We start from the raw sequence: 25,996 nt of genomic DNA, 5'->3' as shown, positions 1-25,996 counted from the left end.
GGAAACAAGGACTGGACCAGGGGCACCTGGTGCCCGGGGCACGTCTTCAAAAATACCGCCTTAAGGCGGCGCCTTTGGAGTCGCAGGGATTGAAGCGCTTGCGTTCGAAGCGGCCCTAGCACCGAACCCGAACAGGGCGAGTCGGAGTGGCGGTGGCGCCTACGGTCCGGTGTATATGTCGCCGCGGGAGCAAAGCATCCGCGAAATGCGGGGGCCCTCAACCAATGGGAGTTCGACCCACTGGCTTCCTGCGAGCGCGTCTTTCGGGATGCACGCATATTCCTTCCGGTAATCCGCTGAAAATCGGCAGGTTCTGCGTCGGTAGAACCTGCTTGCTCGCTCTCGCTAAGCGAAGCGGTCGTTGCGCAAGCGGTTGGATGGCGTGTCCTGCTATTCCCCAGCTATAACCGGCCATGAGTCGTTAGTTTCGTCCTAGACCGTGAAGTAGAGATCCTTCGTTTCGCCTCAAGCAGTCTCAGCATGTCAGAGAATTGATACCGCGTGACCTCAAGCGAGAGCTGCGACGAATGGTGCGCTGGCTTACCTGGAACGCCGCTTTTCACGCAGAGCGGACCATATCTCAATCGGCCGGGAACTGATGACGATTGACGGTACCGTACGGAAGGGGTGAGAAGCGGCAGCGACCGTTGCAGCTATGCGCACGCGTTCACCTAGTCGATTGACTCCGATAGTTGGCGAAAAGCCGTTCTTGAGAACCCCCACAAATTTTACTGTGGATTCAAGACCGAAAAGTTTGGTCGGATGTACCGTCGGAGCAGGCCCGGCTTGAATTACCGGGATGCGTGGACCGCCAATCGTCCGGGTCGCCCGCGGGCGCCGACATGCGGCATCTTTGATCGCGCGCAATGGGCCGACGGGCCGGACTGTCGCGACTTCATCTTCGTCACGGAGGATCTGGTCAGTCGCGTGCGCAGCATCGAGGTCAACGCAGCAACCGATGCGTCCGACCACCAACCCCTCGGGATCGAGCTGGTGGACTAGAGAATGGCGAAGTCATCAAAGCTTGTCGTTGCAAGGAAGGGCAGGGTGCTCCTCGTCAGGCGGCGGCGCGACAAGCGCTGGATGTTTCCGGGCGGCCGCAGGCGGGCCGGCGAGAGTGAGAGAAAGTGCCTCCATCGCGAGATCATGGAGGAGCTGCCCAAGCTCAGGCTTGGCGAGTTGAGGCTGTGGAAGGAAGTCAACGGCAAGAACCGCAGGTACGGCCGAAGGATGAGCGATGCGATCTTCCTGGGCAAGAAGGCCTCGGGTCCCCTGAAGATCGGCGACAAGAAGGAGCTCGACCGGGCGGAATGGCGCAAGCCGCGCGGACTGAAGCTGACCCCAACCTCGCGCTACATTCGCGACAAGCTGTTTCCGAAATAGGCGGGGGGCCTGGCTGTTCGCTGTGCGGAGTAGTACAGGCTGTCTAACCGGTTGCGCGCGGGAGCATGCCCTTGGCCGTGATCTCCGCCGAGAGTTCTTCGATCGTCTTGCGCTGCTCCATCGCGGTTCTGCGGATCAGGGCAAAGGCGGCAGGTTCGGCGAGCGCATGCGAATGCATCACCTGGAGAACGGCGGCGAGCACGATGCGACGCGACCGCAGGCGCTGCTCGAGCTTGAGAATCTGCTGCTTCAATTCGCCTGTGCGTTCGTTACGCTCGAATGCCATGACGAGCGCTGCGTAAATGCCGGCCGATCGCAACGGCTTGATGAGGAAGGAAGCCGGATCGAGTTCGAACACCAGCTTCAGGCGGCTTGGCGTCTCGGTGCCGAGCAGGGCGATGACAGGCGATCGCGCGAGGAACGCACGTTGCGCCGGTTGCAGCAGGGGCAGGAACTCGTCGTCGATCAGCGACAGGTCGGGAGCGAAGGTGACGGGCTCCGCAGGCGACCATGCAACCCCCTCGATCCCGAGACGCTCGAACTGGCGTCGCACGATGGTTGCGTCGCGCTCGTCCTTGATGGCGACGAGCGCCTTGCGTCCGCGTAGCGAAAATGAAGACGGTCTGCTCATTTCACAACCCGCAAATGCGGCGCGTTCGGCAATGCGCCGCCCGCCGAGGTTTCTTTCGACGGGCTGACGGCAACGTCGAGCTGCGTCAGGTAGGGATCAGGCTTAACAGGCGCGTCGGCTTCCCAGAAGATATCAAACTGTCCTTGCGGATTGGATACGGCAAGCCGCGGTGTAAGGACGCAATGATTGTTGCCGCCGTCGATCCACACGGGTCCTTGCGGCGAATTGTAGCGATAGCCCGCCGCGGCGCGCCGCACCTCGGCAATGTCGGACGTCCCCGCGCGCTGCAACGCGCGGGCCAGCAGATAGACCGCGACATAGGCGGATTGCCCGTCCACGGAAGGACTGCTGTCCTCGCCATAGCGCGCCTTCCAGCGTGCGACGAAGGCGCGGTTCTCCGGCAGGCGGATGCTCTCGAAATAGGCCGACGACGTGATGCATCCGGCCGATGCCGGGCCGACGATTGCCAGTTCGGGCTCGCACAAGCTGCAGCTCAGCATGGGAATCTCCAGCCCCGCGGCCTTGGTGCCGGCGTGAAATGCGCGGATGAAGTCGTAGCTCGAGCTTCCGACCAGCGTATTGAACACGACCGGCGGCTCGCGGCGAACGATCTCGTCGACGATGTGACCGACGGCGCTCTCGCCGAGCTCGAGTAGCCGCTCGGCGAGGATGTGGCCATCCGCCGCGCTGACCAGTTCACGGGTGACGCGATTGGTCTCCCATGTCCACACGTAGTTTGAGCCGACGCAGAAGATCTCTCGCGACAGACTGTCGAGCACGTAGCGGACCAGCGGCAGCACGTTGTGATTGGGCGAGGCGCCGACATAGATCACGTTGTCCGAGCACTCGAAGCCTTCGTAGCGGGCGGGATACCAGAGCAGGCGATCGGTGCGCTCCACGATGGGAAGCACCTGTTTGCGCGAGGCCGAGGTGTAACAGCCGATGATGTGCGCGACGCCGACATTTCGAATGAGGTCGTCACAGACGGTGTGATACTCGGAGACGATGCCGCGAGGATCGCGAACATGAGGCGCGATCGCGAAGTCGAACTCCGTCTGGCTGTTGATCTCGTCGACCGCCATCATCGCGCTCTTGAGGATCTCGCATCCCATGGCCTGATAAGGCCCGGACTGCGAGCAGATGATGCCAACGGGAACAGACGGCTTTGTCATTGACAGCTTTCGATCACGTAACGCGAAGATGAAATCATCATCGCGGATGACTGCGCAAGTGGCTTGCCGTTTTGCTGCGCAGCACTCTCGAAATTTAGGCAGACAGCATCGTTGACAACGCGATAGGCAGTTACTTAGACTTTTCTCCTACAGGGCAACCTGTCGAACCTCGCGTGCGCCGATCTGGCCGATGACGTCCAGTTCCTTGCACTAAGTGCTTCGTTCGATCACGGACCCTAAAGCGACAGATCATAGCCGCGGCATTTGAGCCATTCGTCACCTCATTCGGGAGGAACGGGTGGCTTTTTTCGTTTGCCGCCGAGGAAGCTGGCGATGCGTCCGCGTCGCCAGAACGGTGGCGCATGCGCGAGACGGCGGTGTGTCATGTGAGCGGGAGGATAAGAGCGATGGCGGAAACGGATCTCCACTATCTCGGGCTCGTCGACCTTGGGCGAAAGATCCAGGCGAAAGAGCTGTCGCCGGTCGAAGCGACCAAGGCGATGCTCGGGCGGATCGAGAAGCTCGACGGCAAGCTCAAGAGTTTTGCCTGTGTGATGGCTGACTCGGCGCTCGCCGATGCCGCCGCGGCCGAAAAGGAGATCATCTCCGGCAAGATCAGGGGGCCGCTGCACGGTGTGCCTGTGGCGGTGAAGGATCTCTGCTGGGCCAAGGGTGCACCTGCCGCGCATGGCATGACGATCCATGGTGACTTCCGCCCCGCCGAGGATGCAACGGTCGTGGCGCGGCTGAAGGACGCCGGCGCGATCATCCTTGGCAAGCTGCAGCAGACCGAAGGCGCCTACGCCGATCATCATCCGAAGATCGACCCACCGAAAAATCCGTGGAACGCGGATCTCTGGCCGGGCGCATCGTCGAGCGGTTCCGGCGTCGCGACGGCAGCAGGCCTCTGCTTCGGCTCGCTCGGCACCGATACCGGCGGCTCGATCCGCTTTCCCTCCGCGGCCAATGGCGTCACCGGCCTCAAGCCGACCTGGGGACGGGTCAGCCGCTACGGCGCCTTCGAACTCGCCGCGACGCTGGACCACATCGGTCCGATGGCGCGAAGCGCGGTCGATTGCGGCGCCATCCTCGGCGTGATCGCGGGGCAGGATCCCAAGGATACGACGGCGGTGCCGCTGGCGGTTCCTGATTTTCTTGCCGGGCTGACCGGTGATCTGCGCGGCGTGACCATTGGCGTCGACCGGCGCTGGACCAGCGACGGCACCGACGGCGATGCGGCCAAGGTGCTGGCCGAGGGGTTGCGGGTGGCGGCCGATCTCGGTGCTAAGATCAAGGAAGTTGCCTTTCCCGATCCCAAGGCGATCATCGACGACTGGTTCCCGCTCTGCGGCATCGAAGTCGCGGTCGCGCATGAGGAGACCTATCCGGCACGCAAGGACGAGTACGGCCCGGCGCTCGCGAGCCTGCTCGATCTCGGCCGGCAGCAGTCCGGCATGGACTATCAGAAGATCGTGCTTCGCCGCGAGGCGTTTCGTGGCGCCGTCCGCCTTCTGTTCGAGTCGGTCGATCTCCTCGCGGTGCCGGCGCAGGCATTCGCGGCGCCAACCCTCGCCAAGATGGCGGCCCTCGGCGAGGACGCTTCTCTCATCGCTGGATTACTCCGCTTCACGTGTCCGTTCGACATGACGGGAAGCCCGACCGTGACGCTGCCCGGCGGCTTCGCGGCGAATGGCGGCCCGGTCGGTTTCCAGTTCGTCGGCCGTCACTTCGAAGAGGCCGGCCTCGTTCGCGCAGGCGATGCGTTCCAGCGCGTCACCGACTGGCACAAGCGTCATCCCGCGATCTGAGCCGAGGAGCCGATCTCATGTCCGAAGACTGGTTGAACACATCCATCTTGGCCAGGCGCGCCGTCGCCAAGGGCGCGACCGGCGCGACCCATAGCCTGACCATCGAGCAGCAGGGGGACTTCCATTACGTCTACGGTCCCTATGCCAAGCCGACCCTGTCGATCGACCCGGGCGGGGTGGTCGTCGTCGAAACCGAAGATGCGTTCGGCGGCGTGCTGACCAAGGAGACCGACAGCCCCACCGCCAAGCTCAACTTCCCCTATCTCAATCCGCAATGCGGGCCGATCGCGGTGAATGGCGCCAAGAAGGGCGATTGCCTCGCGATCTATATCCGCGACGTCGAGACACGGGGCGAGCAGCCGGCCGGCACGACCTGCATCATTCCGGAGTTCGGTGGGCTGGTCGGGACCGGGTCGACGGCGCTGCTCAATCCGCCGTTGCGGGAGCGCGTGAAGAAGCTGCATGTCGACAGGAGCGGCGTGCGCTGGAACGACAGGCTCACGCTGCCCTACGAGCCCTTCATCGGCACCATCGGCGTCTCGCCGGAGATCGAGGCGATCTCGTCGCTGCAGCCGGACTATCACGGCGGCAATATGGACCTGCCCGACGTCGCGCCAGGGGCGATCATCTATTTCCCGGTACATACCGATGGCGGGATGCTCTACGTCGGCGACTGCCACGCGACGCAGGGCGACGGCGAACTCTCCGGCGTTGCGCTCGAGCAGCGTGCGACCGTCACGCTCCAGGTCGATTTGATCAAGAATTGGAGCTTCGCCTGGCCGCGGCTCGAGACCAAGGACTTCATCATGACGATCGGCAGCGCGCGTCCGCTCGAGGATGCGGCGCGCATCGCCTATCGCGAGCTGGTGCGATGGATGGCGGCCGATTACGGCTTCGACGAGATCGACGCTTACATGCTGCTCAGCCAGGCCGGCCGCATGCGCCTCGGCAACATGGTCGACCCCAAATACACGATGGGAGCGTCGATCCTGAAGAATTACCTCAAGCCATGACATCCAGCCGCTTTCAATAGAGGGGACATCACAATGAATTCGGGACGCAAATTACGGATGGTTTTGCTCGGCGCCTTGCTCGGCACAGTGGCGTCGATGAGTGTTGGGCGCGCAGCGGAGCCGCCACTGAAGGTCGGCCTGCTCGAGGACGTGTCCGGCGATCTCGCCTTCATGGGCATGCCGAAGCTGCACGGCTCGCAGCTCGCTGTCGAGGAGATCAACAAGAGTGGCGGTATCCTGGGGAGGCAGATCGAACTGATCCACCTTGATCCGCAAGGCGACAACGCGCGCTATCAGGAATTTGGCCGCCGCCTGCTCAATCGCGACAAGGTCGACGTGCTGATCGGCGGCATCACTTCGGCCTCGCGTGAGGCGCTGCGTCCGATCGTCGATCGCACGACGACGCCGTATTTCTACACCAACCAGTACGAGGGCGGTGTCTGCGACGCCAGCATGATCAGCATGGGCGCGGTGCCCGAGCAGCAGTTCTCGACGCTGATCCCCTGGATGGTCGAGAAGTTTGGCAAGAAGGTCTATGTCATCGCCGCCGACTACAACTTTGGTCAGATCTCGGCGGAGTGGAACCGCAAGATCATGAAGGACCTGGGCGGCGAGGTCGTCGGAGAGGAATTCATTCCGCTCGGCGTGTCGCAATTCGCGCAGACCATCCAGAATATCCAGAAGGCGAAGCCGGACTGGCTGCTGACGATCAATGTCGGCGCCGCCCAGGATTCGTTCTTCGAACAGGCGGCCGCTGCCAACCTCAACCTGCCGATGGGCTCGTCGATCAAGGTCATGCTCGGCTTCGAGCACAAGCGGTTCAAGCCGCCGGCGCTCAACAACATGCACGCGACCGCGAACTGGTTCGAGGAGATCGACACGCCCGAGGCCACCGAGTTCAAGAAGCGATGGCATGCGAAATTCCCCGACGAGCTCTACATCAACGACATGGGGTACAACGCCTATAACGCGCTTTACATGTACAAGGCGCTGGTCGAGAAGGCGAAGTCGATCAAGCTCGAGGACATGCGCAAGGTCATCGCCACCGGCGATGCGTGTATCGATGCTCCCGAAGGCAAGGTCTGCATCGATCCCAAGAGCCAGCACACGTCTCACCGCATGCGCCTGATTTCGGTTGGGCCAAAGCATGAGGTGAAGGTCGAGAAGGACTATGGCACGATCCAGCCTTATTGGCTCGGCGAGATCGGCTGCGATCTGACCAAGAAGAACGACAAGGATCAGTACACGCCGAACCATCTTCCCAAGAAGTCGTGATGTTCGGGCACGGATCTTGGTCGTGTTGAGTCTTACGATCCTGAACAAAACCGGCGCCGCAACGACGCGGCGCCGGGAGGGGTGGGGGTGCCAGGATGTCGGCTGAAGTGTTCTCGGTATTCTACCAGTTCGCCGATGTGTTCGCGTTCCTCATTCTCTCGGCCGCGGGTCTCGCCATCGTCTTCGGCATGATGGGCGTGATCAACATGGCGCATGGCGAGTTCATCATGTGCGGCGCCTATGTCACCGTTGGCCTGGTGAATCTCGGCGTGCCGCTCGCAATCGCACAGATCCTGGCCGCGGTCACCGCGGGTCTCATCGGAGTCCTCGTCGAGTTCCTCGTCGTACGGCGATTCTACAAGCGGCCGCTGGATTCGCTGCTCGCGACCTGGGGCCTCAGCCTTATCGTGACGCAATCGATGCTCCTGATCGTCGGCTCTGCCGTGCGCGGCATCGGAACGCCAGAGGGAAGTTTTGCGATCGGCGGCTATACGTTCTCGACCTATCGCCTGGTTCTGTTCGGTTGCGCGGTGGCCGTGCTGGCCGGCCTCTACATCATCTTCATGAAGACGCGGTTCGGCGTGATCGCCCGCGCGACCATGCAGAATGCGGCGATGGCGAAGGCACTCGGCGCGCGCACCGGACGCATCTATGCCATCAGCTTCGGGATCGGCACCGGCCTCGCCGGACTTTGCGGGGCGCTATACGCGCCGACCATGACGCTGATTCCGACCATGGGGGCGACGTTCGTCGTCGAGAGTTTCGTCACTGTCGTGATCGGCGGAGCCAATGTGCTGCTCGGAACGGCGCCGGCGGCGGTGTTCCTGGCGATGATCCGGATGGCGCTGAACGCGAGTTACGGCCAGATCATAGGGCAGATCGGCATGCTGGTGGCCGTCATCCTGATCATCCGCGTGCTGCCCGAAGGGCTCTCCAGCGTGCTGGTTCGGCGTGGGCGCTAGGAGGAGATCTTGATGTTCAAGCTGCTGGAAGGTCCACAGACCCTTGGACGTGGTAGGATGTTCTGGTCTTGCTTCCTGGTTGGGTTGGGCGCGGCGCTGACCTACCCGCTGTTCGCCGACTCCTACGATGTCGGCAATTTCGCCTACTTCCTGATCTGGATCTTCATGGCACTTGGCCTCTGCCTGATGTGGGGCTATGGCGGGATGCTCTCGTTCGGCCAGACCCTGTTCTTCGGTATTGCCGGTTACGGTTACGGCGTGCTCGCGATCAACATGGGCGGCGGCACCGCGACGATTGCCGCGCTCGTGCTCTCCGTGGTGCTCGCGATGATCGCGGCGGGCATCCTCGGCTACTTCATGATCTGGGGCGGCATTAATGGCATCTTCTTCGGCATCGTTACGCTGTCCGCAACGCTGGTGCTGGCCTTCTTCCTCGGCCAGACGGCTGGACCGGAATGGCATATCGGTCCGGCCCGGCTGAACGGCTTCAACGGCATGAAGGGCATGGACCCGCTGACCGTGGGTGACTTCTACATCGAGGGATCGGCGCTCTACTATGTCATGGTCGCGCTGATCGTGATCGTCTATCTCGCGCTGCGGATGCTGGTGAACTCGGGGATCGGCAACGTCATCGTGGCGACGCGCGAAAATCCGCAGCGTGCGGAAATGCTGGGCTATGACGTCCGCAAATATCAGCTTCTGACATTCGTGATCGGCAGCGGCCTTGCTGGGCTGACTGGTGCGCTGTACACATCCTGGGGGCAGTTCATCACACCGTCCAGCATCGGCTTGCCGGCTGCCGCGATGCCGATCGTCTGGGTCGCCTTCTCCGGGCGCAGCGATCTGACGGCGACGTTGGTCGGGTCGTTCCTGCTGCTGTTCGGCTTTCAGACCATCACCGTCTACAGCCAGCAGGCCGCGCTGGTGCTGATGGGGGCGTTGCTGCTCGCCACGGTGATGCTGGCGCCGCAGGGCTTCGTGCTCGGCATCGGCAAGCTCGTTGCGGACTGGTCGCGCCGACGACGTCGCGGTGACGGTGACGTTATCGCGGAGGCCGGTCGCTTGCAGTCGGAAGAGTCCTGATCATGGCGCTGGTCGAAGTCAAAGGCCTATCCAAGCGGTTCGGCGGATTGACCGCGGTCTCCGGCGTCGACCTCACGGTCAACGCCGGCGAGGTCCACTGCCTGATCGGTCCCAATGGCGCCGGCAAGAGCACGCTGTTCAAGCTGATCGTGGGTCTCTACCCCCCGACCGAGGGCAGCATCCTGTTCGACAGTGTCGACATCACCAGGGAGCGTCCCTATGCGCGCGTGCAGCGGGGCATGAGCATCAAGATGCAAGCCCCGAGCGTGTTCAAGGAATTGCCGGTCCGACAGAACATCCAGACTGCGCTCCAGGAGCGATTGTCCGGCGCGGAACGCATCGCGGAGGAAAATCGCCTGCTGACGCTGCTCAACCTCGCACCGGACAGCGACAAGCTCGCGGGCGCGCTGTCGCATGGCCAGCAGCAATGGCTCGAGATCGGGATGGCGCTGGCGCTCAAGCCGCACCTCCTGCTGCTGGATGAGCCGACGGCCGGCATGTCGCCGGAAGAAACCTACAAGACCGGCGAGTTGATCAAATCGTTCAATGCCGAGGGAATGACGGTGCTCGTCGTCGAGCACGACATGGCCTTCGTACGCCAGGTGGCCCAGCGCGTCACGGTGCTGCATCTCGGCAAGATCTTTGCGCGCGGCGATCTCGAGAGCATCTTGCAGGACGAGAAGGTCGCGGAAATCTATCTCGGCAAGACCCATGCTCACTAAGCCCAATCCCACCGACCGGATGCTGGACGTATCGGAATTATGGGCCGGATATGGTGCGACGCCGATCCTGCAGGGAGTCACCATGTCGGTCGCGCGCGGCGAGATTGTCGGCGTGATCGGCCGCAACGGGGTCGGCAAATCGACCTTGATGCGATGCCTGATCGGCCTGGTGCAGACGTGGCGCGGCACGATCCGCTTCATGGAGCAGGACGTCACGGCGCTGGAAGCCGATGCACGGGCGCGGGCCGGCTTCGGCTACATCCCGCAAGGGCGAGACGTTTTTCCACAGATGACCGTCGAGGAGAATCTTCAGGTCGGAGAGCTGATCGGCGGCCCCGGGGGCAAGAAGCTGCCGGAGCTCGTCTATGAGTATTTTCCGCGGCTGAAGGAGCGTCGCCGGCAGGCCGCGGGCACCATGTCGGGCGGCGAGCAGCAGCAGCTCGCCATCGGCCGGGCGCTGATCGGCAATCCGTTGCTCATGATCCTGGACGAGCCGTCCGAGGGCATCCAGCCGTCGATCGTCCAGCACATCTGCGAGGCGCTGCGGTCGTTCCGCAACGAGCTCGGAACCACCATCATCTTCGTCGAGCAGAACCTCGACACGATCCTGGCGATCGCCGAGCGCTGCTACATCATGGAGAAGGGCAAGATTACGCAGTCGCTGGCAGGCGCCGAGGTCAACGAGAACAACGTCCGCGAACAGCTTCTGCTCTGAACGGCAGCATGCGTGTCTTGAAGTCGTCGATAGGGAGGAATGAACATGGATCTGGGACTCAAGGGAGCAAGGGTTCTCGTCACCGGCAGCACCAAGGGCATCGGCAGGGCGATCGCCGACACGTTTGCGGCCGAAGGCGCCAATGTCGGCATCTGCGCGCGCAACCAGGCCGACGTCGACAACGCGGTCACCGCGATCAAGGCGAAGGGCGTCGCCGCGTTCGGCAGCTCGGTCGACGTTTCCAACGGCCCGGCGCTCAAGGCCTGGGTGGAGGATATGGCCTCCAGGCTCGGCGGCATCGACGTCGTCGTCGCCAATGTCAGCGCGTTGTCGATCGGGCAGGACGAGGAGAGCTGGGAGAAGGAGTTCTCCACCGACATGATGGGCACTGTGCGGCTGGTCAATGCGGCGATGCCGTATCTGGAGAAGAGCAAGGCCGCCGCGATCGTCACCATCTCTAGCGTGTCGGGCCGCGAGGTCGATTTCGCCAGCGGGCCCTATGGCACGTTCAAAGCCGCGATCATCCACTACACGCAAGGGCTCGCCTTCCAGCTTGCTGGCAAGGGCATCCGCGCCAACTCGGTCTCGCCGGGCAACACTTATTTCGAGGGAGGCGTCTGGAACCAGATCAAGGATGGCAATCCCGAGCTGTACAAGGCTGCACTTGCGCTGAACCCGACCGGCCGCATGGGCACGCCGCAGGAAATGGCGAACGGTGCGGTGTTCCTTGCCAGCAAGGCTGCAAGCTTCATTACGGGGACCAACCTCGTGGTCGATGGCGCGCTCACGCGCGGCGTGCAGTTCTAGGGCCGCGAGCGCATCGCGCTTTCTCCCCCCGCCTGCGGGGGGGATCGGCGAGAGGGTGTCTCCGCGTCGGGAATCCCCAAGAGGAGAAAGCCCTTATCCGCGCAGCGGCGCGACCTCTCCCGCGAGCGGGCGAGGTGCACCGAGTTTGTCGTTCAGTTGAGAATAACACCAAGAAGAAGAGCCTCCAATGTCCACCGATCCAATCCACTACAAGCAGATCACCGAACTCTCCGAACTGTTCCGCCGGGGTGAGCTCCTGCCGTCGAAGGTGACGGAGGCCATGCTGAGCCGGATCGAGAAGCTCGACGGCAGGTTTCACGGCTACGCACTCGTCCTCGCCGAGCGCGCCATGGCTCGGGCGAAAGTTTGTGACGCGGAGCTCGCGAAAGGGATCTGGCGCGGGCCGCTACATGGCGTGCTGATCGGGCTGAAGGATCTCTGCTACACCACCTTTGCGCCGACGGCGGGCGGCACCACGATCCACGCCAAGTTCGTCCCGTCCTTCAATGCGACGATCGTGGACCGGCTCGAGCATGCCGGCGCTGTTACGCTCGGCAAGCTGAAGATGACCGAGGGTGCCTACACCAGTCACCATCCGGACGATCAGGCGCCGCTCAATCCCTGGAACGTCGACTACTGGGTCGGCTCCTCCTCGAGCGGATCGGGCGTGGCGACCTCGGCGGGGCTCTGCTTCGGCTCGATCGGTAGCGACACCGGCGGCTCGATCCGGTTTCCGTCCGCGACCTGCGGGCTGACCGGCATCAAGCCGACCTGGGGACGCGTCAGCCGTCACGGCATCTTTCCCCTGGCGGACTCGCTCGACCATGTCGGGCCGATGTGTCGAAGCGCAGCCGATGCGGCCGCCATGCTTGGCGTGATCGCGGGAGCGGATGTCAACGACCCGACGGCGCTGCAGGCGCCGGTGCCGAACTATCTAGCCGCGATCGGAGACGGCATTCGAGGCTTACGGATCGGCATGGACCGCAGCTACACCCAGAATGGGATCGATCCGCAGGTGGTCGCCGCGCTGCTGGACGCCGAGCGGACGCTTGCGGCGCTGGGGGCCGACATCCGCGAGGTCAAGTTTCCGGCCTATGAGAAGCTCGTGAGCATGTGGATTCCGATGTGCTCGATTGAGACCGCGGAGGCGCATCTCGAGACCTATCCGTCGCGGAAGTCGGAATACGGCCCCGATCTGGCGCAGCTGATCGAGCAGGGGAGGTCAATGAGCGGCGTCGAGATCGCGCAGATCCATCACGAGCGCCTGAAGTTCTGCGGCAGCCTCTCCGCGTTGTTCCGTGACGTCGACCTGCTGCTCATTCCCACCATGCCCGTGCCGATCCCGACGCTAACCAAGATGGGGGAATACGGCGCAGATCCGGGTGTGCTGCTCAGCATCCTGCGCTTCACCGCGGTGTTCGACTTCTCCGGCAGCCCGACGATCACGCTGCCGAACGGCATAGCGTCGGACGGCCTACCGCTGAGCATGCAACTGGTCGGCCCTCATCTGTCCGAGGATGTGCTCGCCCGCTCCGGGCATGCCTTCCAATCGGTGACGGACTGGCACACCCGGCGTGCTCTGATCGATTGAACCTATGTCGGCCCGGCTCAGGGGCCGAACCGTCGCTTTCCGCATCACTGACGGTATTTTGAATCGTACGTGGCAGTTCAAGAAGTGGCGATTTCCGCCACTTCGGTAAACTATTCGTCGATCGTCTCCGACAGGTAGCCATATCGCCGGTACTTCGAACAGCGCAAATTATCCTGTGAATTCGAGATCGAAAAATTGCAGCGGATATACCATCGGGATATGTCCGTCAGATGTGGAGATTTGTGCTTGTAGAACAAGGACGAAACTTCCTGCTCAACAATCGAGTGGGAGTAGTGTGGCCGGCGGCTGCCGCGCAATTTGGCGTGGTTTGGCGCGTTGACCTGAGTTGCGGCCTCCACTTAGCCCCTATCAGGGTGTGAATCCCACAGGCTTACGCAAGCAGCGTGTTATGGCGCGCTCCAGCGGCCTCCACGAGTTCAACAGGTGTTTTTGTTCTGATGAGCCAATCGCACGTTGCGGCTTCGCGTAGCTATCGGTGTGGAGATACTTTGCTGATTGATAGCTAAGCGGCCATTCGCAGCAGATCGAGGATGTCGGCTTCGCTTTTGAATGGCCGCGGATTGGCCAGGACGAAGCGATGATTGATTGCAATCTTGCTAATCTGGTCAAACTTGTCTTCGCCAATCCCGACGTCGGCAAGACGGCCGAGCAATCCAAGTTTCTTGGTGAATTGCGCGAAGGCGGCGGCGGCTTCCATACCGGGCTCGCCAAGGGCCGTCGCCAGGCGTTGCTGCGCATCGTCAGTGAACGGCTTGTTGTAACGAAGCAGGCTCGGCATGATGACCGGTGTGCAATAGTAGTGCGGAACGCCGAAGGTTCCGCCGAGCACATGGCCAATGCCGTGACTGGCTCCCATCGGCACCCGCGCCTGGAGGCCGAAAGCGGCGAGCCACGCGCCATATTGAGACAGTCGGCGCGCCTCCAGATCATCAGGTTGCTGCAAGGTCCGGAGCATTCCGTCGCGCAGGGTGCGGATGCCCGCCAGGACGACCTCGTCGGCGAGCGGGGTGCCGGCAGGGGAGCACAAGGCCTCAATGCCGTGATCCATCGAGCGCGTTCCCGATCCCATCCACAGCTTGGAAGGCGTATGAACGGTGAGCGCAGGGTCGAGAATGATCGCCACCGGCATCATCCGGGGATGAAAGAAAATCTGCTTCAGCCTGTTGCGTTCATCCGTGACAAGCGCTGCTGCATTGTATTCGCCGCCATTCAGCGTCGACGGCACCGCGATCTGTCGAATTTTTGGCGATCGGAACGGTGAGACGGTGACCCCAGGCCCCATCGGGAAGGGATCGAAACCCGCTTCGTCGGCGATGTCATGTTCCATCGCCATGATGACGATCTTGGCGAGGTCGATCGCCGAGCCTCCGCCGACGGCGACGATCAGGTCGGCTCCGGCATCCTTGGCTTGACGGGCAACCTCGGCAGCTTGCTTGCGCGTGGTGTGCTCTGCGATTCCATCGAAGGTCGCGACATGTCTGCCGCCGAGCGCGCGCCGGATCTTCTCGATCTCATCGGTCCTGGTGTTCAAGGTGCGGCTGACGATCAGGAAGACGCGCTTGGCATCCAGTCGCACCGCTTCATCGTTCAAGGCGTCAGACGCAGCCTTGCCGTAGACGACACGATCGATTGGCGGAAAATTGTGTATCCCTGCCTTGCGCATTGCGGTCCTCCCAGTAAGTTCAAAAACAGAAGTAACTATAAGCTCAACGATGGGAGCGTGCAACGAACCCGCTGTGACTTGCAGGTTCTCATATATACCTTGCTTTAAAAGGCCCGTATCGCTCTTGGACCGGGTCACCGGCAATCTAATCGCTTGACGAGTTCAAAAAAAGAACTGTAGATTACGAGCATGAGATGGCCGAACGCAACGGCCGCGAAGTGCCGGATTACGGCTGGATCCGTTCAGCGCGATGCGTCTTTCGCAAGGACGTGAGAAGAGCAGCGACCGGCGAAAAAAACAAAGCCACGTACCCGAAAAGGGTGCACGTTTGGGAGGACGAGCAATGCTGGTGAAATGGAAGATCGTTGCGGCTCTGGCCCTGTTTTTGAGCGGCCCGGCATTCGCCGCCGAAGAGCCGGGAGTCACTGCTACCGAGATCAAGATCGGTGGGGTTTTTCCCTTCAGCGGACCGGCATCATCGATCGGTCTCGTGGGCAAGGGACTCATTGCCTACATCCAGGCCTTGAATGACCGCGGCGGCGTCAACGGACGCAAGATCAACTACATCGCCTATGATGACGGATATAGCCCTCCCAAGGCGGTGGAGCACGTCCGCAAGCTCGTTGAAAGCGACGAAGTGTCGTTCATGTTCGGCCAGCTCGGCACGCCCGGTATCTCGGCCACTGCAAAATACCTGAGGGCCAAGGGTGTGCCGAGTGTCGCCATCGTCAGTGGCTCGTCCAAGTTCACTGACGTCACCAATTACCCGCTGATCACCACGGGTCTTGTCAGCTACGACACCGAAGGAAAAATCTACGCCAAATACCTGACGAGGACGCTGCCGAACGCCAAGTATGCCATCCTCTATCAGAACGACGATCTCGGCAAAGATTACGTCGGTGCCTTCAAGGCGTTTCTCGGCAAGGATTTCGACCGCAAGGTCGTCAGTGCGTCCTACGAGGTCACCGAACCGACGATTGATTCGCAGATCACCAATCTTAAGAGCTCGGGTGCCGAAGCCCTGGTGATCGCTGGCACGCCGAAGTTCGCGGCCCAGGCCATCCGGCAGGCTTCGGTGATCGGCTGGAAGGCGACCGTGATCATCAATTTCCCGTCCGGATCCGTCGGAGGCACGCTTGCACCGGCCGGGCTCGACAAATCGGTCGGCGTGATCGTCGGGACGACCAACAAGGATGTCCTCGACGAGACATGGAAGGGCGACCCGGGCATGCAGGCCTACCGGGCATTTTTCGACAAGTATCTGCAGGGCGCCGATATCACCAACGGCAGCTATCTGACCGGCTATCAGCAAGGCGTCCTGCTCGAGCAGATCCTCAAGCAATGCGGTGATGATCTGTCGCGGAAGAATATTCTGGCGCAGGCGAAGAACCTGAAAGACGTCGTCGTTCCGACTGTGCTGCCCGGGATCAAGGTCAACACCAGCGAGACCGAGAACATGATCTGGACGCAGATGCGGCTGCAGCGCTGGACCGGCACGACGTGGCAAGCCTTCGGAGAAGTCCTGGATGCCAGGTCCGAGTGAATCTGGCGCCGCGCGCTGTTCTATCCGTCCGCGGAAATTCAGGAGATCGTTTTCGATGTCGACGAAGCCATTGACGTTTGTGCCAAGGGAGCTCTCCGTCGAGCGTCGGATCGACGGCACGCTCGTATTGAGGTCGCCGCTCGAATTGGGGCCATGCGACTGGCGCGTCACCGATTTTCTGCCGCGCTGGGCAAGCGCGGCTCCCTACAGAATATTCCTCGCACAGCGCAATGCCAAAGGGGGATGGGACGAGATCACCTATGGCGAAGCATGGTCGCAGGTCCAGGCGGTCGGCCAGAGTCTGATCGACATGGGCGCAAAGCCGGCTGACAGGCTGGCCGTGCTTTCGGGCAACTCCATCGAGAACGCGGTGATCTCCTTTGCTGTGATGTCGATAGGCATCATTCTGGCGCCGATATCGCCGAACTACACGCTGATGCCCGGCGGCCTTGCGCGCCTCAAGGACATCGCGCAGGTGCTGCGTCCGAACTTCGTTTTCGTTCAGAGTGGACGCGACTTTTCCGCCGCCCGTTCCGTTCCTGAACTGGCAAACTCTACCTGGATCAGCGTCGATGGCGCGCCGGATACGATCCCCTTCCGCGTCCTGACGGATCGAACGGAGTGGACAGGATTTACGCAGGCGTCGAGTGCGATCTCTACTGACGCCGTTGCGAAGATTCTCTTCACGTCCGGTTCGACCGGATTGCCAAAGGGTGTGCTGAACACGCACCGCATGATGGCGAGCTCCCTGCAAATGGGAAGCCTGCTGGTGTCGCCTCCGGAGGCGCCGGTCCAGGTCGAGTGGCTGCCATGGCACCATACGATGGGCAGCAACGTCATTCTTCACGGCATTCTCAAGAACGGCGGGACGCTCTACATCGATGACGGCCGCCCGCTGCCTCAGCTCTTTCACAAGTCGGTGGCGAACCTCAAGGAGATCTCGCCGACGGCGATGTTCAATGTGCCCGCCGGCTATAACCTGTTGTGTGATGCCATCGAGAACGATGCCGCCCTCGGCGCGAGCATCTTCAAGCGGCTGGATCGATTGAGCTACGCCGGGGCTGCAATTTCGCAAGCCACGCTTGAAAAACTTTACCGGCTGACATCATCGATCACAGGCCGGCGGATTCCGGTGATGTCGGGCTATGGGACGACCGAAACGGCGCCGACAATCAGCACGACGCATTGGGCAACGGATCGGCCGGGCGAGATTGGTCTCCCGGCGCCGGGTGTGCAGCTGAAACTGATTCCTGTTTCCGACACGTACGAGGCCAGGGTGAAAGGCCCCAACGTTACCCCCGGTTACCTCGGCAGGGCCGATCTCACTGAGAAGGCCTTCGACGAGGAGGGGTTCTATCGCATCGGCGACACCGTGTCGTTTATCGATCCCGAGAAGCCGGAGCTCGGTCTGCGTTTCACGGGCAGAATTTCCGAGAACTTCAAGCTCGCGAACGGCACCTGGGTTGCGATCGGAGCGATGCGTGCCGCCATTCTGGCCGCAACGCGCGGCGTACTGCTGGACATCGTCGTTGCGGGAGAAAACCGTGAAGCCTGCGCGCTGCTGTGCTGGCTGAATCCGAGCGAGGCGGCTCGGATTTCGAACGCGCCGGCTGCGGATTTGACTTGCGACCCCAAGGTAATCGAATTCCTGAGACATCGTTTGCAGGAATATAATGAGGCCGTCGGAAGCAGCGAAAAAATCTGCTCATTCACCCTGCTGAAGGATCCGCCCTCATTGGCCGACGGAGAAATTACCGACAAGGCCTATGTCAATCAACGTGCTGTGCTCAAACACCGGGCTGATCAAGCGGACCGCCTCCACTGCAACGAACCTGACGCAACTGTGATTCGAGTCTGAGGATGCGTTCAGTGCCTGATGCCGGTGGCCGGCTCAAGCGGCGCTGCGGCGGGCCTTTGCCTTCGGCTTGTCAGGTGCCGCCATCGTCCGCGGGCCTTGGGCGCCTGGCCCTGGATGGGTGTGAACTTCCCTGGCCAGGAGCGGCTCGCCGCATTCAGAGCACACCATGACCGGGTCGAAGTCCTTGCCGCACTTGCGGTGCTGGTGCAGCAACGGGCGGCCGCGCTCGTCGACCATGTGAGTATCGCCCCAATGCACGAGCGCCATCATGATCGGATAGAGATCGAGGCCCTTCTGGGTCAGGATATATTCGTGTCGCTTGGGCGCTTCCTGGTAAGGAATGCGGCGCAGGATGCCCAGCCGAACCAGCTTCTTCAGCCGTTCGGCGAGGAGATGACGGGTAATTCCGAGCGCCGACTGAAATCCTTCGAAGCGGCGCGTGCGCAGAAAGCATTCGCGCAGGATCAGAAGGGTCCAGCGGTCGCCGATCACGCCAATGGTTCGGGCCATCGAACACGGCTCTTCCTCGAGTTCCTTCCACTTCATCCGTACTCTCCAGTCGTCCCGGCATGACTGCCTCGAATCGTCGCCGAGGCCGTCGCATTTCCTTGCATTCTAGATAGGTACTGAATTCCAAACAATACCGATAGAACGGCTAAACCAGCCTCAAACCGCTCAGATTTGACAGTTCAATTTTAGAACTATAGGTTAATCAGGTAACGCACGCGATTGGATAGCCGCTCTCTGATCATCCAACGCGCTATACGGGAGAAAGCGCTCATGACGCTCAGGGTTGAATTCCAGTTCGATTTCGGCAGCCCGAACGCCTATCTGGCGGAAGTCGCCATTCCCGGGATCGAGCGGCGGACCGGCGTGAAATTCGAGTACGTCCCGGTCCTGCTCGGCGGGATCTACAAGGCGACCGGCAACATGTCGCCGTTCGACTCGCTTCGCGGAATCAAGAACAAGCCGGAATATCAGGCGCTCGAAACCCAGCGGTTCATCCGGCGCCACAATGTCACGAAATTTCGCCAAAATTCTTTCTTCCCGGTCAACACATTGATGCTGATGCGCGGGGCCGTCGCGGCCCGGTTCGAAGGCGTGTTCGAGCCCTATTTCCGTGCCGCCTATCATCACATGTGGGAGGAGCCCAAGAAGATGGACGATGCCGAAGTGTTCCGGAGCGCATTTGCTTCCTCGGGGATCGACATCGACAGGCTGGTCGCGCGCGCGCAGCAGGATGACGTCAAGAAGAAACTGATCGAGCTCACCAATGACGCCGTCAGCCGCGGCGCCTTCGGCTCGCCGACATTCTTCGTCGGCAAGGAGATGTTTTTCGGCAAGGATCAACTCCGGGACGTCGAGGAATCGATCGTCGAACAGACCCGGCAGCCCGTTTCCAAGACCGGCTAGTTGCCTGTCCGGGCGATCGTGGTGAGAGGGGCAGCGGGAAGAGTTAACCTCAGCCCGTTGGCATAAAAAAATCCAGGGAGAGTGCAATGGCTGGTCCGCTTGGCGGCGTTCGTGTCCTCGATCTGACCGGCGTGGTGTCGGGCCCGTTTGCGACGATGTTTCTCGCAGATCAGGGCGCCGACGTGCTCAAGATCGAGCCGATCGGCGGCGATATCACCCGTCGCAGCCGTGCCACTATCGACAAGGATGGCGAATTCTCGGCGCTGTTTATCTCATCGAACCGTGGCAAGCGCTCGCTCTCGATCGATGTCAAGAGCACGGCCGGGCGCGAGGTGCTGGCCAAGCTGGTCGCGCAGGCCGATGTCCTGGTGCAGAACTTCCGCCCCGGCACCATGGAGCGCCTCGGTCTCGGCGTCGAAGAGTTGCGTCGGCGCCATCCGCGCCTGATCTACGTCTCGATCAGCGGCGTCGGCGAGACCGGACCGTATGTGAAGAAGCGCGTCTACGATCCAATCATTCAGGGCCTGTCGGGCTTTGCGGATATCCAGTCGCAGCCGGTCACCAACCGCCCGCAGATGATCCGCACCATCGTTTGCGACAAGACCACAGCCGTGTTCACCGCGCAGGCCGTGGCGGCCGCGCTTTACGCGCGTGAGAAGACGGGGCACGGGGATCATATCCAGGTCGCGATGCTGGACGCGATGATTTCCTACCTCTGGCCGGAAGGCATGATGCAGTACACCGTGGTCGGAGCCGAGGCCGCCGCCGCCGATCCCAACGACCGACCTGATCTCGTGTTCAAGACCAGCGACGGCTACATCACGGCCGGCACGATCTCCGATTCCGAATGGCAGGGCTTCTGCCGGGCGTCCGGCGATCCCGAGCTTGCCAAAGATCCGCGGTTCGCGACCCCCGCGGCACGTTCAGTCAACGCCACGGCGCGCATCAACAAGATGGCAGAATATATCGGTCAGCACACGACCGCCGAATGGCTGGCGCGTTTGGACGCTGCGGATGTGCCTTGCGCGCCCATCCTGCGGCGCGGCGAAATCATCCACAATGAACAGGTGGTGGCGCGGGGGATCATCGCGGAATTCGATCAGCCGAAGGTCGGCCGTGTGCGCCAGCCCAAGCCCGCGGCCCGCTTCGAGGTCAACCAGGCCGCGATCGGCGGCCCAGCCCCGCGCGTGGGCGAGCACTCGCGCGAGGTCCTGCGCGAACTTGGCTACGATGATGGCGCGATCGACGATATGGTCGCTGCACGCACGTTGCGCGTGGCCGTTTAGGCCGACGCCCTTTCCTCGTCCGGCGATCGGCGATCAAGCCTTGGCAGGCACCGGTGTAATCGGTGCTGCCGGAACATTCGCCGCAGCTGCGCGCTGGTAAGCCTCCCGGCTTCGCATACGCTCGAGATAGGGCTGCGCATTGTCGCAGATGCCGACACCGTAGGCGACCGCCCAGTCCAGGCACGTCGTCAGCAGGATATCGGCGCTGCTGAAGCGCTCGCCCATGATAAAATGCCGGCCGTCGGCCAGCGCGACCTCGACGTGGCGCAACTGCGCCCGAAAGTATTCGGCGGCTTGGGCTACGACCTCCGGCGCGACGCCGTAGATCGGGCCGAGCGCATCGGCGCTGTGACGGCGCATCACGTACAGGCTGGTGGAGTCGAGCTCGGTGACAATGAAGAAGCACCATTCCAGCCACGCTGCATAGTCGCGGGTGGGTTCCGGAATCAATGCCCGCTCCGGCGTCGAGTACATGCGCGACAGATAGGCGACGATCGCGGCACTTTCGCCGATGCGGAAGTCGCCGTCCTGCAGCAACGGAATCTTCTGGCGCGGATTGAGCCTGGTATATTCGGCGGTCTTGGTCTCGCCGGTCCGTGCGCCGATCGGTTTGATCTTGTAGGCCAGGCCAAGCTCCTGCATCGCCCAGTGTGGTCGAACCGTGCGGCTTGTCCCGACGCCCCACAAAGTGAGGTCTGGATTGTCGCTCATGTCACCATTTCTCCGCAGCGGGACGAAGATCGAGTTCATGGGTCCAGCCGTCGCGGCTTTGCTGATGGGCAAACCAATACGCTTCGGCAATCGAGGAGGTCTTGGTGAGACTGTCGGGGGGGATCTCGCTGGCCTCAATCCCCCTGGCCGCCTTCATGCGCTGATGAATGGCTTCGCTATCGACGCCGGCGTCGATGATGAGATGGACGACGTGAATGTTCTTGGGCCCGAGCTCGCGCGCCATGGCCTGGGCCAGCGCGCGAAGGCCGAACTTTGCCGACGAGAAGGCGGCAAACCCCTTGCTGCCGCGAATGCTTGCGGTCGCACCGGTAAAAAAGATGGTGCCGCGTCCGCGCGGCAGCATGACGCGCGTGGCTTCGCGCCCCACCAGGAAGCCGGCGTAGCAGGCCAGCTCCCAGGCCTTGAAGAAGAGCTTTTCGGTCGTCTCCAGCAAGGGCTTGTTGACGTTCGAACCGGCATTGAAAAGGCAGATCTCGATCGGCCCGATGTCGCGCTCGACGTCCGCGAACAGCTTCTGGACCTCCGCTTCCTGGCGAGCATCGGAGCCGAAGGCGTGAATGCTGTGACCTTTCCCCCTGAGTTCATCGACAAGCGCCTGGGACTTGGCTGCATCGCGCCTGCAGATGCAAACGGTGTAGCCGCCGCAGGCAAACCGCCGCGCAACGGCAGCGCCGATGGCATCGCCCGCGCCGACCAGCATCGCGACTCCGCGCCTCTCTCCCATGCTCACTTCTCCCATAAGTTCTTATTTGATACGCTATGGGTATCGCCTGAAAGCCGCGTTGTAAACGGGGTTCTCGATAGGCTCTGCATAGGGCAGCGAACTTGCCATTTCTTGATCCGACTTGTGACAACAAAATAGCGATTGACGAGTTCTAAAAAAGAACGCATGTTTCACCACGAGGCGCAATTCTGAAAAAGGCGCCGATGTTTTTGAGTCGGGAGGCGGTTAGTCGTGACGGAGCTGTCGCAAGCACTCGGTCTCGCTCAGGCTGCTTTTCGGTTTGACGGGCCGCATCGGCAATCGACAGGCCACCATCTTGCCAAAGCGCTGAACGAGATCGCGCCGCTCGAGGACTGCGCCGCGGCCATGATAGCCTTGATCAGCGCGATGGCGAAATCCCCACCGTCCTGGTTTCGCTCAAACAACGTGATCCACATTCCAGAGTCGATAGAACAGCTTCGCACACAGCGCGCCTAACCTAACCTGGAGAAGTTCCTTGAAAAAGAGAAATGCAACCGTCGCCGTGATCGGCGCCGGCGATTTCATCGGTGGCGAGATCGCCAAGAAGTTTGCCTCCGAGGGCTTCACCGTCTTCGCCGGCCGCCGCAATGGCGACAAGCTGGCGCCGCTGGTCAAGGAGATCGAAGCCGCCGGCGGCGAGATCCACGCTCGTTCGCTCGACGCGCGCAAGGAGGAGGAGATCATCTCCTTCCTGAGTGACGCCGACAAGCACGCGCCGTTGGAGGTCTGCATCTTCAACATCGGTGCCAACGTCAACTTCCCGATCCTCGACACCACCGAGCGCGTATTCCGCAAGGTCTGGGAGATGGCCTGCTACTCCGGCTTTCTCGCCGGTCGCGAGGCGGCCCGGCTGATGCTGCCGCGCGGCCAGGGCAACATCTTCTTCACCGGCGCGACCGCTTCCTTACGCGGTGGCAGCGGCTATGCCGCCTTTGCCAGCGCCAAATTCGGGCTGCGCGCTGTGGCGCAGGCGATAGCGCGCGAACTCGGCCCGAAGAATATCCATGTCGCCCACCTCATTATCGATTCCGGCGTCGACACCGAGTGGGTCCGCCAGCGGCGCCTGGAAGCGCTCGGGCCCGGTGCGCTCGACGATCCGGATCTGCTGATGCCACCGGCCTCGGTCGCGACGTCCTACTGGCAGCTCTACCAGCAGCCGAAGAGCGCCTGGACCTTCGAGCTGGAAATCCGGCCCTTCGGTGAGAAGTGGTAGGACGCGCCCGATGGAACTCGCTCTGTCTCCTGAAGATGCGGCCTTCCGTGATGAGGTGCGCGCTTTCATCGCCGAAAACTATCCGAAGGAAATGCGGGTCCCCAATCCGGAGACCGACCTGACGAAAGAGCAATCGTTGCTCTGGCACCGCATTCTCTACAAAAAGGGCTGGATCGCACCGCTCTGGCCTAGGGAATATGGCGGCCCCGGCTGGTCGATTACCCGACGTTTCATCTTCGAGCAGGAGACGAGCCGGGCCGGCACGCTGCCGCCGTTGGCATTCAGCGTCACCATGGTGGGGCCGGTCATCTACACTTTCGGCAACGACGCGCAAAAGCAGAAATTCTTGCCGCGGATCCTTTCGGGTGAGGATTGGTGGTGCCAGGGCTATTCCGAGCCGGGGTCGGGCTCGGACCTCGCCACCGTCCGGACCAAGGCCGTGCGCGACGGCGACCACTACATCGTCAACGGCCACAAGACCTGGACGACGTTGGCGCAGCACGCCGACTGGATCTTCTGCCTGGTGCGTACCGATCCGGGCGCAAAGCCTCAGGCCGGAATCTCGTTCCTCCTGATCGACATGAAGTCGCCCGGCGTCACCGTGCGTCCGATTATCACAATCGACGGATCGCACGAGGTCAATGACGTCTTTCTCGAGGACGTCCGCGTCCCCGTCGAGAACCTGATCGGCGAGGAGAACAAGGGCTGGACCTACGCAAAATTCCTGCTGGGCAATGAGCGCACCAGCATGGCCGGGATCGGGCGCTCGACGCGCTATCTCGACCGGTTGAAGAAGATCGTGAAGGCGGAGATCGCAGCGGATGATCCGGCGCATCTCGAATTGCGCAAGGAGATCGGCCGGATCGAGCTCGACGTGCTTGCGCTTGAGGCGACCGAGTTGCGCGTTGTTGCCCAGATGGCGCGCGGCATTGATCCGGGTCCTGCGGCCTCGCTGTTCAAGATCCGCGGCACCGAGATCTTTCAGGGGATCACCGAGCTGACGCACCGTGCCATCGGCAATTACGGGCTGGCGCTTCGCGAGCAGCCGCTGAGCGCAAACCAGTTCATGCCGGGTCCCGATTACGGCCATACCGCTTCGGAAAAATACCTGAACGCCCGCAAGCTCAGCATCTACGGCGGATCGAACGAGATCCAGCGCAACATCATCGCCAAAGCGGTGCTCGGTCTCTAGCAACAGCGCAACAAGAGGATCGGATGGATATCCAGTTCACGGAAGAGCAGGAACTGTTGCGCTCCAGCGTGCAGCGCATGCTGCGCGACCAGTACAGTTTCGAGGCGCGCCGCAAGATTATCGGGAGCGAAGAGGGATGGAGTCGGAAGCAGTGGAACGCCTTTGCGGAGCTCGGCCTTCTCGCAGCGCCGTTTTCCGAGGAGAGCGGCGGCCTTGGTGGCGGACCGCTCTCCACCATGATCGTCGCCCAGGAGTTCGGCCGTCACCTCGTCGTGGAGCCGTACGTCGAAACGGTCGTTCTGGCCGGCGGCTTGATCGAGCATGCAGGGACAGATGAGCAGAAGCAGGCGTTGATTGCCGATATCATCGCCGGACAGAAGATCTGGGCGCTGGCCTGGACGGAAAAGGGCGCGCGTTTCGATCTTGCCAATGTCGCGACTGCGGCGCGGCACGACGGCAAGGACTACATCCTCAGTGGTGAGAAGACCGCTGTCATCGCCGCGCCCTGGGCCGATTATCTCATCGTCTCCGCCCGGACTGGCGGCAAGCGCGACGATCGGGCCGGCGTCAGCCTGTTCGTCGTCGACGCCCGGGCGGCCAATCTCGATCTGCGCAGCTTCAAGACCATCGATGGCCGCCGTGCCGCGGAGATCACCTTCCGCGATGTGCGCGGCGAGTTGCTCGGCAGCGAGGGCGAGGGCGTCGCCCTGCTGGAAGCTTGCCGTGACCGGGCCGTCGGCGCGCTCTGCGCCGAGGCAGTCGGCGCGATGGCCGAATTGAACTCAGCGACGCTGGAATACTCCAAGAACCGAAAGCAGTTCGGCGTCACCATCGGCAGCTTCCAGGTGCTGCAACACCGGATGGTCGATATGTTCATCGCTCATCAGGAGGCGCTCTCCCTGATGCAGCATCTCAATCTCAGCCTCGGCGCTGGCGAGAGCGGCGTCTCCCGCCTAGCGTCCGGCGCCAAGTCGAAGATCGGCTATGCCGGCAAGTTCATTGCCGACCAGGCGGTGCAGCTCCATGGCGGCATGGGCATGACCGACGAATTGAACGTCGGCCATTACTTCAAGCGAATCTCCTCCATCAACATCCAGTTCGGCGATCCCGCTCACCACCTGCTGCGTTACGTGCAGCTCGACGCGGCTGCATAGCAAAAGAGGCAAGC

26 protein-coding genes are annotated in these 25,996 nt (G+C 62.0%); 20 read left to right on the top strand and 6 right to left on the bottom strand.

Going from position 1 to position 25,996, the window contains the following annotated elements:
• Positions 1 to 786: 786 nt before the first annotated feature.
• Together ABIC03_RS02775 and ABIC03_RS02770 are read left to right on the top strand one after the other, a co-directional pair.
• Entirely contained in the window at positions 787 to 1,002 is a 216-nt protein-coding gene (locus tag ABIC03_RS02775) for an endonuclease/exonuclease/phosphatase family protein (RefSeq protein WP_354055318.1), read from the top strand.
• Between the two features lie 3 nt (positions 1,003 to 1,005).
• Entirely contained in the window at positions 1,006 to 1,383 is a 378-nt protein-coding gene (locus ABIC03_RS02770) for an NUDIX hydrolase (protein WP_354055316.1), read from the top strand.
• Between the two features lie 43 nt (positions 1,384 to 1,426).
• On the opposite strand, the gene ABIC03_RS02765 is transcribed toward ABIC03_RS02770, so the two are convergent.
• A complete protein-coding gene (locus ABIC03_RS02765; RefSeq protein ID WP_354055314.1) occupies positions 1,427 to 2,014 on the bottom strand; it encodes an ANTAR domain-containing response regulator in 588 nt (195 codons plus the stop codon).
• Positions 2,011 to 3,186: a transporter substrate-binding domain-containing protein gene (locus ABIC03_RS02760; protein WP_354055312.1), complete on the bottom strand. Its 1,176-nt coding sequence runs from the start codon at positions 3,184 to 3,186 to the stop codon at positions 2,011 to 2,013. The genes ABIC03_RS02765 and ABIC03_RS02760 overlap by 4 nt, the downstream gene beginning before the upstream one ends.
• Positions 3,187 to 3,593: 407 nt before the next feature.
• On the opposite strand from ABIC03_RS02760, the gene ABIC03_RS02755 reads away from it, so the two are divergent.
• From ABIC03_RS02755 to ABIC03_RS02715, 9 genes are all read left to right on the top strand, one after another.
• Positions 3,594 to 4,994 carry an amidase gene (locus ABIC03_RS02755; protein ID WP_354055310.1) on the top strand — a complete coding sequence of 467 codons (1,401 nt, stop codon included), beginning with the start codon at positions 3,594 to 3,596 and terminating at the stop codon, positions 4,992 to 4,994.
• 17 nt (positions 4,995 to 5,011) lie between these two features.
• Complete coding sequence (locus tag ABIC03_RS02750) at positions 5,012 to 6,007, top strand: acetamidase/formamidase family protein (RefSeq protein WP_354055308.1); 996 nt, start codon at positions 5,012 to 5,014, stop codon at positions 6,005 to 6,007.
• 57 nt (positions 6,008 to 6,064) lie between these two features.
• The gene (locus ABIC03_RS02745; RefSeq protein WP_181956203.1) at positions 6,065 to 7,282 is read left to right on the top strand and encodes an urea ABC transporter substrate-binding protein; all 1,218 of its coding nucleotides are present in this window, start codon (positions 6,065 to 6,067) and stop codon (positions 7,280 to 7,282) included.
• A gap of 95 nt (positions 7,283 to 7,377) precedes the next feature.
• On the top strand, positions 7,378 to 8,244 hold the full coding sequence (locus ABIC03_RS02740; RefSeq protein WP_247385980.1) for an ABC transporter permease subunit: 867 nt from the start codon (positions 7,378 to 7,380) through the stop codon (positions 8,242 to 8,244).
• A gap of 12 nt (positions 8,245 to 8,256) precedes the next feature.
• Positions 8,257 to 9,327 carry a branched-chain amino acid ABC transporter permease gene (locus ABIC03_RS02735; RefSeq protein ID WP_354055305.1) on the top strand — a complete coding sequence of 357 codons (1,071 nt, stop codon included), beginning with the start codon at positions 8,257 to 8,259 and terminating at the stop codon, positions 9,325 to 9,327.
• A 2-nt stretch (positions 9,328 to 9,329) separates the two neighbouring features.
• Positions 9,330 to 10,049, top strand: coding sequence for an ATP-binding cassette domain-containing protein (locus ABIC03_RS02730; protein WP_354055303.1), 720 nt, complete (start codon positions 9,330 to 9,332; stop codon positions 10,047 to 10,049).
• Complete coding sequence (locus tag ABIC03_RS02725; RefSeq protein ID WP_354055301.1) at positions 10,039 to 10,764, top strand: ABC transporter ATP-binding protein; 726 nt, start codon at positions 10,039 to 10,041, stop codon at positions 10,762 to 10,764. The genes ABIC03_RS02730 and ABIC03_RS02725 overlap by 11 nt, the downstream gene beginning before the upstream one ends.
• 45 nt (positions 10,765 to 10,809) lie before the next feature.
• Positions 10,810 to 11,571: an SDR family NAD(P)-dependent oxidoreductase gene (locus tag ABIC03_RS02720; RefSeq protein WP_085385819.1), complete on the top strand. Its 762-nt coding sequence runs from the start codon at positions 10,810 to 10,812 to the stop codon at positions 11,569 to 11,571.
• Between the two features lie 187 nt (positions 11,572 to 11,758).
• On the top strand, positions 11,759 to 13,162 hold the full coding sequence (locus ABIC03_RS02715; protein ID WP_354055299.1) for an amidase: 1,404 nt from the start codon (positions 11,759 to 11,761) through the stop codon (positions 13,160 to 13,162).
• A 523-nt stretch (positions 13,163 to 13,685) separates the two neighbouring features.
• On the opposite strand, the gene ABIC03_RS02710 is transcribed toward ABIC03_RS02715, so the two are convergent.
• Positions 13,686 to 14,846 (bottom strand): iron-containing alcohol dehydrogenase, encoded by a 1,161-nt coding sequence (locus ABIC03_RS02710; protein WP_354057483.1) that lies wholly within the window; start codon positions 14,844 to 14,846, stop codon positions 13,686 to 13,688.
• A 194-nt stretch (positions 14,847 to 15,040) separates the two neighbouring features.
• Between ABIC03_RS02710 and ABIC03_RS02705 the strand changes: the two genes are divergently transcribed.
• Genes ABIC03_RS02705 through ABIC03_RS02695 form a run of 3 tightly spaced genes read left to right on the top strand, consistent with a single transcriptional unit; the run spans position 15,041 to position 18,247 of the window.
• Positions 15,041 to 15,199, top strand: coding sequence for a hypothetical protein (locus ABIC03_RS02705; protein ID WP_354055297.1), 159 nt, complete (start codon positions 15,041 to 15,043; stop codon positions 15,197 to 15,199).
• Positions 15,190 to 16,389, top strand: coding sequence for an ABC transporter substrate-binding protein (locus tag ABIC03_RS02700; protein WP_354055295.1), 1,200 nt, complete (start codon positions 15,190 to 15,192; stop codon positions 16,387 to 16,389). Before ABIC03_RS02705 ends, ABIC03_RS02700 begins: the two co-directional genes overlap by 10 nt.
• Positions 16,390 to 16,444: 55 nt before the next feature.
• Positions 16,445 to 18,247 (top strand): AMP-binding protein, encoded by a 1,803-nt coding sequence (locus tag ABIC03_RS02695; RefSeq protein ID WP_354055293.1) that lies wholly within the window; start codon positions 16,445 to 16,447, stop codon positions 18,245 to 18,247.
• A 33-nt stretch (positions 18,248 to 18,280) separates the two neighbouring features.
• Here ABIC03_RS02695 and ABIC03_RS02690 read toward each other — a convergent pair whose 3' ends face one another.
• Positions 18,281 to 18,793, bottom strand: a complete 513-nt coding sequence (locus ABIC03_RS02690; RefSeq protein WP_354055291.1) for a winged helix-turn-helix transcriptional regulator — start codon at positions 18,791 to 18,793, stop codon at positions 18,281 to 18,283.
• 234 nt (positions 18,794 to 19,027) lie between these two features.
• Here ABIC03_RS02690 and ABIC03_RS02685 point away from each other — a divergent pair, with 234 nt between their 5' ends.
• The gene (locus ABIC03_RS02685; protein WP_354055289.1) at positions 19,028 to 19,660 is read left to right on the top strand and encodes a 2-hydroxychromene-2-carboxylate isomerase; all 633 of its coding nucleotides are present in this window, start codon (positions 19,028 to 19,030) and stop codon (positions 19,658 to 19,660) included.
• Between the two features lie 86 nt (positions 19,661 to 19,746).
• Positions 19,747 to 20,946, top strand: coding sequence for a CaiB/BaiF CoA transferase family protein (locus ABIC03_RS02680; RefSeq protein WP_354055287.1), 1,200 nt, complete (start codon positions 19,747 to 19,749; stop codon positions 20,944 to 20,946).
• 33 nt (positions 20,947 to 20,979) lie between these two features.
• On the opposite strand, the gene ABIC03_RS02675 is transcribed toward ABIC03_RS02680, so the two are convergent.
• Both ABIC03_RS02675 and ABIC03_RS02670 read right to left on the bottom strand, forming a co-directional pair.
• On the bottom strand, positions 20,980 to 21,696 hold the full coding sequence (locus tag ABIC03_RS02675) for a glutathione S-transferase family protein (RefSeq protein WP_502916910.1): 717 nt from the start codon (positions 21,694 to 21,696) through the stop codon (positions 20,980 to 20,982).
• Entirely contained in the window at positions 21,659 to 22,402 is a 744-nt protein-coding gene (locus tag ABIC03_RS02670; RefSeq protein ID WP_354055285.1) for an SDR family NAD(P)-dependent oxidoreductase, read from the bottom strand. Before ABIC03_RS02670 ends, ABIC03_RS02675 begins: the two co-directional genes overlap by 38 nt.
• 231 nt (positions 22,403 to 22,633) lie before the next feature.
• Here ABIC03_RS02670 and ABIC03_RS02665 point away from each other — a divergent pair, with 231 nt between their 5' ends.
• Genes ABIC03_RS02665 through ABIC03_RS02650 form a run of 4 tightly spaced genes read left to right on the top strand, consistent with a single transcriptional unit; the run spans position 22,634 to position 25,982 of the window.
• On the top strand, positions 22,634 to 22,879 hold the full coding sequence (locus tag ABIC03_RS02665) for a hypothetical protein (RefSeq protein WP_354055283.1): 246 nt from the start codon (positions 22,634 to 22,636) through the stop codon (positions 22,877 to 22,879).
• 19 nt (positions 22,880 to 22,898) lie between these two features.
• Positions 22,899 to 23,636 carry an SDR family oxidoreductase gene (locus ABIC03_RS02660; protein WP_354055281.1) on the top strand — a complete coding sequence of 246 codons (738 nt, stop codon included), beginning with the start codon at positions 22,899 to 22,901 and terminating at the stop codon, positions 23,634 to 23,636.
• A 10-nt stretch (positions 23,637 to 23,646) separates the two neighbouring features.
• On the top strand, positions 23,647 to 24,828 hold the full coding sequence (locus ABIC03_RS02655) for an acyl-CoA dehydrogenase family protein (protein WP_354055279.1): 1,182 nt from the start codon (positions 23,647 to 23,649) through the stop codon (positions 24,826 to 24,828).
• A 23-nt stretch (positions 24,829 to 24,851) separates the two neighbouring features.
• The gene (locus ABIC03_RS02650; RefSeq protein ID WP_354055277.1) at positions 24,852 to 25,982 is read left to right on the top strand and encodes an acyl-CoA dehydrogenase family protein; all 1,131 of its coding nucleotides are present in this window, start codon (positions 24,852 to 24,854) and stop codon (positions 25,980 to 25,982) included.
• Positions 25,983 to 25,996 lie beyond the last annotated feature (14 nt).

It is taken from the genome of Bradyrhizobium sp. RT6a (genome assembly GCF_040547675.1).
GTDB lineage: Bacteria > Pseudomonadota > Alphaproteobacteria > Rhizobiales > Xanthobacteraceae > Bradyrhizobium.
This window is presented reverse-complemented; position numbering and strand designations above follow the sequence as displayed.